We start from the raw sequence: 10,992 nt of genomic DNA, 5'->3' as shown, positions 1-10,992 counted from the left end.
CTCTTCGTCGTGGCGGCACTCACTCCGTGCGGAGCGCCTCCGCCATCTTCGTCAGCTGCTTGAACGACGCCGTGCCCGCGACGACGGTCGTGGAGCCCTCGTGTTCGAGGACGAGGGCGTCGTAGCGGTCACCCTCGTAGCGGGTCCACGTGTCGTCGCCGATCTTCTGGGTGGCGTCGGTCTTCTCCGCGTTCTGCGTGGCGTCCGGGATGAAGCGGGACGGTTTCTCGGCGGACTGCTCGATCGTCACGTACTCGCCCTCGGGGTCGTGGAACCCGAGGTGCCAGGCGTCGGACTGGTCCCCCCGGAAGCGGACCGAGGTCGCCTTCCAGGTGTCGGGCAGGCCTTCGGGCGCGGCCACCGGGTAGGAGGCCGCGCGACGCGCCGTCAGCAACTCGACCCGGTAATCGACACGCTTGAGCTCCGGCTCCGTATCGTCGTGCGGGATGAAGAGATAGATGACCCCCGCCGCCAGACAGATGAGCCCCAGGGAGAGGACCATGTCGCGAACGGTCTGCTTGCCTTTCGTACCTGCCACGTCCTCATCGTCGCAGGTGCACTGGTCTGCTCATCCGTGGGGTCCCCTGCTCAAAATGTCGGCCTGAGGATAGAGTCGAGCGGAACCCTCATCCGGCCGTCGTCGTATCAGAAAGGTGCGCTCCGATGACCGAGAACCATCATCTGCCGTCCGAGCTCGAAGTCCCCTCCGAAGCCCCCGACCGCAACCTCGCCCTGGAGCTCGTACGAGTGACCGAGGCGGCCGCGATGGCCGCCGGCCGCTGGGTCGGCCGCGGGGACAAGAACGGGGCCGACGGTGCCGCCGTCCGCGCCATGCGGACCCTCGTCTCCACCGTCTCGATGAACGGCGTGGTCGTGATCGGGGAGGGCGAGAAGGACGAGGCCCCGATGCTCTTCAACGGGGAGCGCGTCGGTGACGGGACCGGCCCGGAGTGCGACATCGCCGTGGACCCGATCGACGGTACGACGCTGACGGCCAAGGGCATGACCAACGCGATCGCCGTTCTCGCGGCGGCCGACCGGGGCACGATGTTCGACCCGTCGGCCGTTTTCTACATGGACAAGCTGGTCACCGGCCCCGAGGCCGCCGACTTCGTCGACATCGACGCGCCCGTCTCCGTGAACATCCGCCGGGTCGCCAAGGCGAAGCGCTCCGCGCCCGACGACGTGACCGTGGTCATCCTGGACCGGCCCCGGCACGAGGGCATCATCAAGGAGATCCGGGAGGCCGGGGCGCGCATCAAGCTGATCTCCGACGGCGATGTCGCGGGGTCGATCCTGGCGCTGCGGGAGGGCACCGGGGTCGATCTGCTGCTCGGCGTGGGTGGCACCCCCGAGGGGATCATCTCGGCCTGTGCGGTGAAGTGTCTCGGCGGCACGATTCAGGGCAAGCTGTGGCCGAAGGACGACGCGGAGCGGCAGCGGGCGATCGATGCCGGGCATGATCTCGACCGGGTGCTGACCACGGACGATCTGGTGTCGGGGGAGAACGTGTTCTTCGTCGCCACGGGGATCACAGACGGGGAGCTGCTCCGTGGGGTGCGGTATCGGTCGGAGACCGCCACCACCGACTCGATCGTGATGCGGTCCAAGTCGGGGACCGTGCGGCGGATTGATTCCGTGCATCGGTTGAGCAAGCTGCGGGCTTACAGCTCCATCGACTTCGAGAGGGCCAAGTAGCTCCGCCGGTTGAACCGTGGGGGTCGGGGCTGCGGGTTGCTTGTCGGCTGCGGGTTCGCCGTGGCTGGTCGCTCCCCCGCTCTCGGCTTCACCCCCATCGCGGCGGAGCCTCACATCGACACAGCCCCGCGCTCCTGAAGGGGCTCGACCCCGACCGGCATCAGAAGGGCGCCCTCTTGTGCGGAGAGGGCGCCCTTCCCGTACGTATGGGCTCCTAGCCCGCCGCCGCTATCGTGCCGGCTGCCCTTGCCGCCTTCTTCAACTCCATGTCCCGGCGGCGCCTTCGGGCCAGTACGACTCGGCGTTCGGCTGCCGTGAGGCCGCCCCAGACGCCGTAGGGCTCCGGTTGCAGGAGTGCGTGCTCGCGGCACTCGACCATGACGGGGCAGCGGGCGCAGACACGCTTGGCGGCCTCCTCCCGGGAGAGCCGGGCCGCGGTCGGCTCCTTGGAGGGGGCGAAGAACAGGCCGGCCTCGTCGCGCCGGCACACGGCCTCCGTGTGCCACGGGGCGTCCTGATCCCGGTCGCGCACAGGCACCCGCTGGGGCGGAACGGCAGCGACCTGAAGGGACGAATGCGGCGGATGCAGCACGGTCTACTCCTGACGACGGCTTCGCGAGCGAGAGACGATGCAGCAAGGCCTACCCGCTGTGCGCGCGCCTATGCACTGAGTCCCGAACCGCTGGAATTCCGCGCCCTCACCGAGCCACCACAACCGGATCCCGCCGCTTCGGGCGATGTCCGAGTGCGGTCGAATTCACAAGCGTCAACGATCCAGGTGTTTGCGCAAACGGTTGTCGACCTTGCTCGCGACGCGGTCGGTCACCCTGTCGAGGAGGTCGGCGATCATCTTGCCGTACTTGGGCTTCGCCTCGATGCTGCCGAGCAGGGCCAGCCCGTCCACAAAGACCACGGGTGCGTCCGGCTCGCCCGAATCCAGGGTGTCCACCTCGAAACTGCCGAGGACTCCGGCGCCGCTGCCGCGCAGCGAGACGTTCTCCGGGACACGGATGTCGACACTGCCGAAGACGGAGACCGCCTTGATCATCACCTGGCGGTGCTCGAACAACGCCTCGCTGAGGTCTATCTCGACGCTGCCGAATATCGCGTACGCGTGGATACGACGCCCCGCCCGCCAACGCCCCTTGCGGACGGAGGCGTTGAACACGGCGAGCAGACGGTCGTCGGCGTCGACGGGGATGGCGCCCGGCGTCGGGCGGTTGGGCGCCGAGGAGACGGGCGGGTACGTCGGGCCCGGCTTGCGGGGCTGACCGGCCGGCAGGTCCCGTACGAAGACGTCCAGCTCGCCCACCGTCTTGGCGGCGAGCACACCCTCGACCCGCTCGGCGTGTTCCTCCGCGGTGAGTCGGCCCTCGGCGTGGGCGTCGCGCAGGAGGTCGGCGATGCGGTCGCGGTCGGCGTCGGAGGCGCGCAGCTCGGTCGGCTGGGCCGTTGCGGTCGGGCGCTTGTGAAGGTCCACGGCAGCAGAGTAGCGAAACACGATAGATCGCGATAGCCCCCGATCGTGGATTGTCCGGTGACCAACTGAGCCTTACCTCACAAGCTCGCCGTCGGAGGCAGGTCCTACACTGGTGGGCGCTGCCAACGGAGTTCAGCCGTCGGCTAGTGAGCCGCAGGGGCGCGCGAGCCTGACACCAGCCTTGTCGAGTGAGGAATGGGCGACATGCCTGAGTTCGAGTACACCGATCTGCTCCCCATGGGAGAGGACACCACCCCGTACCGGCTGGTGACCTCCGAGGGTGTCTCCACCTTCGAGGCCGACGGGCGGACGTTCCTCAAGGTGGAGCCGGAGGCGCTGCGCAAGCTCGCCGCCGAGGCCATCCACGACATCCAGCACTACCTGCGCCCGGCGCACCTCGCGCAGCTGCGCCGGATCATCGACGACCCCGAGGCGTCCAGCAACGACAAGTTCGTCGCGCTCGACCTGCTGAAGAACGCGAACATCGCGGCGGCGGGCGTCCTGCCCATGTGCCAGGACACCGGTACGGCGATCGTCATGGGCAAGCGCGGACAGAACGTGCTGACGGAGGGCCGGGACGAAGAAGCCCTCTCGCGCGGCATCTACGACGCGTACACCAAGCTCAACCTCCGTTACTCGCAGATGGCTCCGCTCACCATGTGGGAGGAGAAGAACACCGGCTCCAACCTCCCCGCCCAGATCGAGCTCTACGCGGCCGACGGCGGCGCGTACAAGTTCCTGTTCATGGCCAAGGGCGGTGGCTCCGCGAACAAGAGCTTCCTCTACCAGGAGACGAAGGCCGTTCTGAACGAGGCCTCCATGATGAAGTTCCTGGAGGAGAAGATCCGTTCGCTGGGTACGGCCGCGTGCCCGCCGTACCACCTCGCGATCGTCGTCGGCGGTACGTCCGCCGAGTACGCGCTGAAGACCGCGAAGTACGCCTCCGCGCACTACCTGGACGAGATCCCGGCGGAGGGGTCACCGCTCGGGCACGGCTTCCGGGACAAGGAGTTGGAGCAGAAGGTCTTCGAGCTGACGCAGAGGATCGGGATCGGGGCGCAGTTCGGCGGGAAGTACTTCTGCCACGACGTACGGGTCGTCCGGCTGCCCCGGCACGGTGCGTCCTGCCCCGTCGCGATCGCCGTCTCCTGCTCCGCCGACCGGCAGGCCGTCGCGAAGATCACCGCCGAGGGTGTCTTCCTGGAGCAGTTGGAGACGGACCCGGCGCGCTTCCTGCCGGACACCACCGACGAGCACCTGGACGAGTCGTCGGACGTCGTCCGGATCGACCTCAACCAGCCGATGGACGACATCCTCGCCGAGCTGACCAAGTACCCGGTGAAGACGCGGCTTTCGCTGTCCGGGCCGCTGGTCGTGGCCCGCGACATCGCGCACGCCAAGATCAAGGAGCGGCTGGACGCGGGCGAGGAGATGCCGCAGTACCTGAAGGACCACCCGGTGTACTACGCGGGCCCGGCGAAGACGCCCGAGGGTTACGCGTCCGGGTCCTTCGGGCCGACGACGGCCGGCCGGATGGACTCCTACGTGGAGCAGTTCCAGGCGGCGGGCGGTTCCAAGGTCATGCTCGCCAAGGGCAACCGCAGCAAGCAGGTCACCGACGCGTGCAACGCCCACGGCGGCTTCTACCTCGGGTCCATCGGGGGACCCGCCGCGCGTCTCGCCCAGGACTGCATCAAGAAGGTCGAGGTCGTCGAGTACGAGGAACTCGGCATGGAGGCCGTCTGGAAGATCGAGGTGGAGGACTTCCCGGCGTTCATCGTCGTCGACGACAAGGGCAACGACTTCTTCCAGGACCCGGCGCCCCAGCCGACGTTCACGTCGATTCCGGTACGGGGGCCGGGGCTGGCGTAACACCTCCGGTGCGGTGGGGGTGTCTTCTCGCCCCCGCCGCCCCTGCCCTTCCCGTCTCCGGGGGCTGCGCCCCTTCGACCCCCCTCGGGGCTGCGCCCCGGACCCCGCCCAATAGCTCGGGGCATGTTGTCCGTTGGCGGGTTCCGGGTGCGTCGTGGCTGGTCGCGCGGTTCCCCGCGCCCCTGAGAAGGCGGGGGCTGCGCGACGACCAGCCCCCGCTCACGCCAGCTTGGCCACCTGTGCGTCGACGACCTCCGTCGGGAAGTCGAAGTCGCCGCCGGAGGCCACCGCGCCGATGTTGAGGGCGGTGAAGTAGCCGAGGGTGGTGCCCTTGCGGATGACGACGACCTTCATGGGGACCTTGGCGCCTTCGGCCTCGGAGACGAGGTCCAGGGCGATGGCCTGGTCGGCGCCCTCCGGGGCCGTGGTCTCGGCGAGCTCGGTGACCTTCTGGTCGGTGCCGTCGGCGGTGAGGGCGAAGCCCTTGGCGCAGTCGGCGGCGGACTTGGTGAGGGAGTCCATCGCGGCCTTGGCGCCGTCGCCCTCGTAGGAGGAGAGGCGGACCAGCGTCCTGGTGATGTCGAGACCGGTGTTCAGCGCGTCCTCGGCGTTGTCCGCGTCCGCTGCCGCCGCGGCGTCCGGCTCACCGGCCGTCTCGCGCTGCACGGTGGCGGCGGGCTCGTCCACGACCGAGCCGATCGCGGCGTACGCCACCGGCGCACACGCCTCGTCCTCGGTCTTGACGTCCTTCTGCTCGATGGTGGCCGTGGGCTCGGTGACCTTGTGGCCCTTGACGTCCCCGTCCTTGAGCACGACCTTCTCCAGGTCGGCCGCGGACAGCGCCGGCGCCTTGCTCTCCTCGGCGGCCGATCCGGACCCGCCCCCCGTGTCGTTCTCGCTCCCGGAGTCCGAGCAGGCGGCCAGCAGGGTCAGCGACAGGGCCGCGACACCGGCGAGGCACGAACGACGTATGACAGCTCTTCTCAATGCACGTTCTTTCTTCGAAGTTCGTTCGACGAGCGACTCATCGGGGTGACGCTACTGCACGGTACTGACATGTGCTCGCGGAATATCTCCTTCCCCCGGGTTCCTCCCGTTCCCCCCGACGAGGTACGGCCGGGAACATCACGAGACGCCCGGACGCTGTAGCGGTCATGAGTGACTACCGCGTCGAACACGACTCCATGGGCGAGGTCCGCGTCCCGGCGGACGCCAAGTGGCGGGCCCAGACCCAGCGAGCGGTCGAGAACTTCCCGATCTCGGGGCAGCGGATCGAGCGTGCCCACATCGAGGCCCTGGCCAGGATCAAGGGCGCCGCCGCGAAGGTGAACGCCGAGCTGGGGGTGCTCGACAAGGACGTCGCCGGAGCCATTCAGGACGCGGCCTCGGAGGTCGCCGAGGGGCGGTGGGACGAGCACTTCCCGGTGGATGTGTTCCAGACCGGGTCCGGGACCTCGTCCAACATGAACACCAACGAGGTCATCGCGACGCTGGCGAGCGAGCGGCTCGGGCGGGACGTGCATCCGAACGACCACGTCAACGCCTCGCAGTCGTCCAATGACGTGTTTCCCTCCTCGATCCACATCGCGGCCACCGCCGCCGTCACCCGGGATCTGATTCCCGCCCTGGAGCGGCTGGCCACGGCTCTGGAGCGCAAGGCCGAGGAGTTCGCGGATGTGGTGAAGTCCGGGCGTACGCATCTGATGGACGCCACACCGGTCACGCTCGGACAGGAGTTCGGGGGATACGCCGCCCAGGTGCGGTACGGCGTCGAGCGGTTGACGGCCTCGCTGCCCCGGCTCGCCGAACTGCCGCTGGGCGGTACGGCCGTCGGCACCGGCATCAACACTCCGCCGGGCTTCTCCGCCGCCGTGATCGCCGAGGTGGCACGGGTCACCGGGCTGCCGCTGACCGAGGCGCGGGACCACTTCGAGGCGCAGGGCGCGCGGGACGGGATCGTCGAGACCAGCGGGCAGTTGCGGACCATCGCCGTCGGGCTGACGAAGATCGCCAATGATCTGCGGTGGATGGCCTCCGGGCCGAGGACCGGGCTCGCGGAGATCTCCCTGCCCGACCTCCAGCCGGGGTCGTCGATCATGCCCGGCAAGGTCAACCCGGTGATCCCGGAGGCCGTGCTGATGGTGGCCGCGCAGGTGATCGGGAACGACGCCACCGTCACCACCGCGGGCGCCTCCGGCAACTTCGAGCTCAACGTCATGCTGCCGGTGATCGCGAAGAACGTACTGGAGTCGGTCCGGCTGCTCGCCAATGTGTCGCGGCTGCTCGCCGACCGGACCGTGGACGGGATCGTCGCCCATCGTGAACGGGCCCGGGAGTACGCCGAGTCGTCGCCGTCCGTGGTCACTCCGCTCAACAAGTACATCGGGTACGAGGAGGCCGCGAAGGTCGCCAAGAAGGCGCTGGCCGAGCGGAAGACCATCCGGGAAGTCGTGCTGAAGAGCGGATATGTCGACCGCGGTGACCTCACCCTCGAACAGCTCGACGAGGCGCTCGATGTCCTGCGGATGACGAGGCCGTGACGGCGGTGCTACCGGACGACGAGTTCCGGCCGTCTCCGGTGGCTCTCGGGTAAACGATTCCCGCCAAGGCGTGAACCGTGACGGGCACCGCAGCGTCGTATGCCCATGACACCTAATATCTGTGCATGGCAGACGACGGAGCGGTGAGACGAGTGGAAGCAGGCGGATCGACGACGTTCTGGGCGCCCGGGAGTCGGATCCTGTGGCGGTACCGGGAGAACGGCGGAGAACGCTTCCACATCGCCCGGCCCGTCACCGTCGTCCGAGACGACGAGGAACTGCTGGCCGTGTGGCTGGCCTCCGGCACCCAGTGTGTGAAACCCGTGCTCGCGGACGGCACTTCACCGCACGCGGAGCCGCTCGCCTCCCGGTACAAGAAGCCCCGCAGCGTGCAGTTGGACCGCTGGTTCGGCACCGGTGTGCTGAAGTTGGCGCGGCCGGGCGAGCCGTGGTCGGTGTGGCTGTTCTGGGAGCCGGGTTGGCGTTTCAAGAACTGGTACGTCAACCTGGAGACGCCTCTTGCCCGTTGGGACGGCGGTGTGGACTCGGAGGACCACTTCCTGGACATCTGCGTCTACCCCGACCGGACCTGGGACTGGCGCGACGAGGACGAGTTCGCCCAGGCTCAGCTGGACGGGCTGATGGACGATCAGGCGGCCGAGCGGGTAAGGGAGGCAGGGCGCTCGGCGGTCGAGGTGATCCGCGCATGGGGCTCGCCGTTCGCGGACGGATGGCAGCACTGGCGACCGAATCCGGCCTGGGGAGTACCGTCTCTCCCGGACGACTGGGACCGTACACCGGCGCGCTTGTCCTCATGAGACCCTTGATGCGCCCCCGGGCCACAACCGTAGGATCGTCCTCCGCAGAGGTTCGCAAGGATTCACAGGGGCAACGACCGCAGTTCGCACAGGGCTTGACCATATGTCACCGAGGGGCGGCAGGACGTGATCAAGGGGTACGAGGGCCACACCGGTAAGAGCCGGAGTGGGCCGGTCGGACGGACAGTGCTGTCGTCCGGCGGGTCCGCCGGTACCGTAGGTGGCACAGGAACTGCCTCTGACCACGCGGGAATTCCGTTCCCAGGACACCTGATCCGGGTATCGGCCTTTCTGCGGGACGAAGTATCGGGTTTGCTGCGGGACGAACTGCGCGCCGGGCGCGCAGTCCCGGACGGATGGATTCGACACGCGTGACGGAGCACCCCACCTCCCACGAGCGCTCTTCGAGTGGCGCCGCCCCCGCGGATCCCCGCGGGGCGGTCCTGCGTACCAGGAGCCGCTGCGCACGCACCCGCCGCCGCCTTACCGCACAGGCACGCGCGGGCGACGCATCGGCCGCGCCCGGTACGGCGCCCCAGTGCGCGAAGAGCGGCTCGGCGCCTTCGGAGCATGCCCAGCCGACGCTGTCGGAGCACTCGCAGCCCGCGGCCACCGAGCCCGACCCGCACCGTCCGCGCCCCACGCCGGAGACCATTCCGGCGCAGCCCGGCGGTGAGCCGGAGCGGTCCGGCGGCGGGGGCGGCGGTCTGGAGCGGCGCAGCGGGCAGGGTGTGCCGCCGGGCGCCCCCATGCCCATGCGGCGGGACGGCGACCGGCTGCGTTTCGTGGGCGCCGCGACCCGGCGGATCGCCCGGGGCATCGACCTGGACGAGATCGTGATGGGTCTGTGCCGGGCCACCGTGCCGACGTTCTCGGACGCGATCCTCGTCTATCTGCGCGAGCCGCTGCCGGTCGGCGACGAGCGGCCCACCGGGCCCATGGTGCTGCGGCTGCGCCGTACCGACCGGATCCCCGAGGAGCGGGACACCGAGGGCGGCTTCATGCCCGCGCTCCAGCCGGAGCCGGTCGACCTGGCGGTCGTCACCGCCGAGCAGTGCGAGGTACGGCCCGGCGGCGCGCTCGCCGAGGTGCTGCGCGGGGTACGGCCGGTCTTCGCGGACGCGCCGGCCGCGCACGACGCGCTGCCCGAACTGCTCGGCCCGGACGCCGAGCTGACGGTGCCGACCGGTCAGCGGGCGATCCTCGCTCCGCTGCGCGGCCGGCGCCGGGTGATCGGCGCGGCGGTCTTCCTGCGCCGCCCCGAGCGGATGGCGTTCGAGCAGGACGATCTGCTGGTCGCCGCCCAGCTCGCCACGCACAGCGCGCTCGGCATCGACAAGGCGGTGCTGTACGGGCGCGAGGCGTACATCGCCGACGAGTTGCAGCGGACCATGCTGCCTGAGGCGCTGCCGCGCTGCACCGGCGTACGCCTCGCGCACCGGTATCTGCCGGCCGCCGAGACCGCGCGGGTCGGCGGTGACTGGTACGACGCGATTCCCCTGCCGGGGAGCCGGGTCGCGCTGGTCGTGGGTGACGTCATGGGGCACTCCATGACCTCCGCCGCGATCATGGGGCAGCTGCGGACGACCGCGCAGACGCTGGCCGGGCTGGACCTGCCGCCGCAGGAGGTGCTGCACCACCTCGACGAGCAGGCGCAACGGCTGGGCACGGACCGTATGGCGACCTGTCTGTACGCCGTCTACGACCCGGTTTCGCATCGGATCACCATCGCCAACGCCGGGCATCCGCCGCCGGTGCTGCTGCATCTGGGCGGACGTGCCGAGGTGTTGCGGGTGCCGCCGGGGGCGCCGATCGGTGTGGGCGGCGTGGACTTCGAGGCCGTCGAGCTGGACGCGCCGGCCGGGGGCACGCTGCTGCTGTACACCGACGGTCTGGTGGAGTCCCGGCTGCGGGATGTGTGGACCGGGATAGAGCAGCTGCGGGAGAAGCTCGCCGCGACCGCGCAGCTGACCGGGCCGGATCATCCGCCGCCGCTTGAGGCGTTGTGCGACGAGGTGCTCGACATGCTCGGCCCGGGGGACCGGGACGACGACATCGCGCTGCTCGCCGCGCGGTTCGATGGGATCGCTCCCAGCGATGTCGCGTACTGGTTCCTGGAACCGGAGGAGATGGCTCCGGGGCGGGCACGGCGGCTGGCCCGGCATGCGTTGGCCCGGTGGGGGCTGGAGGAGCTGACGGACTCCGTCGAGCTGCTCATCAGTGAGGTCGTCACCAATGCGGTGCGGTATGCGACTCGGCCGGTGACTCTGCGGTTGCTGCGGACCGATGTGCTGCGGTGCGAGGTGACCGATGATGTGCCGCAGTTGCCGCGGTTGCGGCAGGCTCGGGCGACGGATGAGGGGGGCCGTGGGCTTTACCTCGTCAACAGGCTGGCCAAGCGGTGGGGGGCTACTCGGTTGAGCGCCGGGAAGGTTGTCTGGTTCGAGCTGAATCAGGCGTGAGAGTGCCGGTCATGGCTCGGGGCCGAGTGTGATGTGCGGGCTGCCGGTTCGTACCGGCTGGTAGCGCCCACGCGGCGGAGCCCGCACATGTCACAGTCCCGCGCCCCTTGAAAGCAAAGGGC

General features: G+C 69.5%; 9 protein-coding genes. 5 read left to right on the top strand and 4 right to left on the bottom strand.

What is annotated here, in order from left to right:
• Positions 1-19: 19 nt before the first annotated feature.
• Positions 20-538, bottom strand: coding sequence for a DUF4245 domain-containing protein (locus STRIP9103_RS20305; RefSeq protein WP_009315645.1), 519 nt, complete (start codon positions 536-538; stop codon positions 20-22).
• 125 nt (positions 539-663) lie between these two features.
• Between STRIP9103_RS20305 and glpX the strand changes: the two genes are divergently transcribed.
• Positions 664-1,698, top strand: a complete 1,035-nt coding sequence (glpX, locus tag STRIP9103_RS20300) for a class II fructose-bisphosphatase (protein WP_009315639.1) — start codon at positions 664-666, stop codon at positions 1,696-1,698.
• Positions 1,699-1,912: 214 nt separating this feature from the next.
• Here glpX and STRIP9103_RS20295 read toward each other — a convergent pair whose 3' ends face one another.
• A complete protein-coding gene (locus STRIP9103_RS20295; RefSeq protein WP_009315634.1) occupies positions 1,913-2,290 on the bottom strand; it encodes a WhiB family transcriptional regulator in 378 nt (125 codons plus the stop codon).
• Between the two features lie 174 nt (positions 2,291-2,464).
• On the bottom strand, positions 2,465-3,178 hold the full coding sequence (locus STRIP9103_RS20290) for a DUF1707 SHOCT-like domain-containing protein (RefSeq protein ID WP_009315637.1): 714 nt from the start codon (positions 3,176-3,178) through the stop codon (positions 2,465-2,467).
• Positions 3,179-3,373: 195 nt separating this feature from the next.
• Between STRIP9103_RS20290 and STRIP9103_RS20285 the strand changes: the two genes are divergently transcribed.
• Positions 3,374-5,050: a fumarate hydratase gene (locus STRIP9103_RS20285; protein WP_078613983.1), complete on the top strand. Its 1,677-nt coding sequence runs from the start codon at positions 3,374-3,376 to the stop codon at positions 5,048-5,050.
• Between the two features lie 219 nt (positions 5,051-5,269).
• Here STRIP9103_RS20285 and STRIP9103_RS20280 read toward each other — a convergent pair whose 3' ends face one another.
• Positions 5,270-6,037, bottom strand: coding sequence for a hypothetical protein (locus tag STRIP9103_RS20280; RefSeq protein WP_009315640.1), 768 nt, complete (start codon positions 6,035-6,037; stop codon positions 5,270-5,272).
• Positions 6,038-6,204: 167 nt separating this feature from the next.
• Here STRIP9103_RS20280 and STRIP9103_RS20275 point away from each other — a divergent pair, with 167 nt between their 5' ends.
• The 3 genes from STRIP9103_RS20275 to STRIP9103_RS20265 all read left to right on the top strand — a co-directional run bounded on the left by STRIP9103_RS20275 (position 6,205) and on the right by STRIP9103_RS20265 (position 10,870).
• Positions 6,205-7,590: a class II fumarate hydratase gene (locus tag STRIP9103_RS20275; RefSeq protein ID WP_009315646.1), complete on the top strand. Its 1,386-nt coding sequence runs from the start codon at positions 6,205-6,207 to the stop codon at positions 7,588-7,590.
• A gap of 125 nt (positions 7,591-7,715) precedes the next feature.
• Entirely contained in the window at positions 7,716-8,408 is a 693-nt protein-coding gene (fomD, locus tag STRIP9103_RS20270) for a cytidylyl-2-hydroxypropylphosphonate hydrolase (RefSeq protein ID WP_078613982.1), read from the top strand.
• 356 nt (positions 8,409-8,764) lie between these two features.
• Entirely contained in the window at positions 8,765-10,870 is a 2,106-nt protein-coding gene (locus STRIP9103_RS20265) for an ATP-binding SpoIIE family protein phosphatase (protein WP_199790560.1), read from the top strand.
• The last annotated feature ends 122 nt before the right edge of the window (positions 10,871-10,992 follow it).

The organism is Streptomyces ipomoeae 91-03 (assembly GCF_000317595.1).
Taxonomy (GTDB): Bacteria; Actinomycetota; Actinomycetes; order Streptomycetales; family Streptomycetaceae; genus Streptomyces; species Streptomyces ipomoeae.
Note: the sequence above shows the minus strand (reverse complement) of the source record. Positions and strands in the feature narration are given on the sequence as shown.

Bases quoted from the DNA above. Each gene is read 5' to 3' on its own strand.
- glpX (WP_009315639.1), top strand. From the start codon at position 664: ATGACCGAGAACCATCATCTGCCGTCCGAGCTCGAAGTCCCCTCCGAA.
- STRIP9103_RS20275 (WP_009315646.1), top strand. From the start codon at position 6,205: ATGAGTGACTACCGCGTCGAACACGACTCCATGGGCGAGGTCCGCGTC.
- STRIP9103_RS20285 (WP_078613983.1), top strand. From the start codon at position 3,374: ATGGGCGACATGCCTGAGTTCGAGTACACCGATCTGCTCCCCATGGGA.
- fomD (WP_078613982.1), top strand. From the start codon at position 7,716: ATGGCAGACGACGGAGCGGTGAGACGAGTGGAAGCAGGCGGATCGACG.
- STRIP9103_RS20265 (WP_199790560.1), top strand. From the start codon at position 8,765: ATGGATTCGACACGCGTGACGGAGCACCCCACCTCCCACGAGCGCTCT.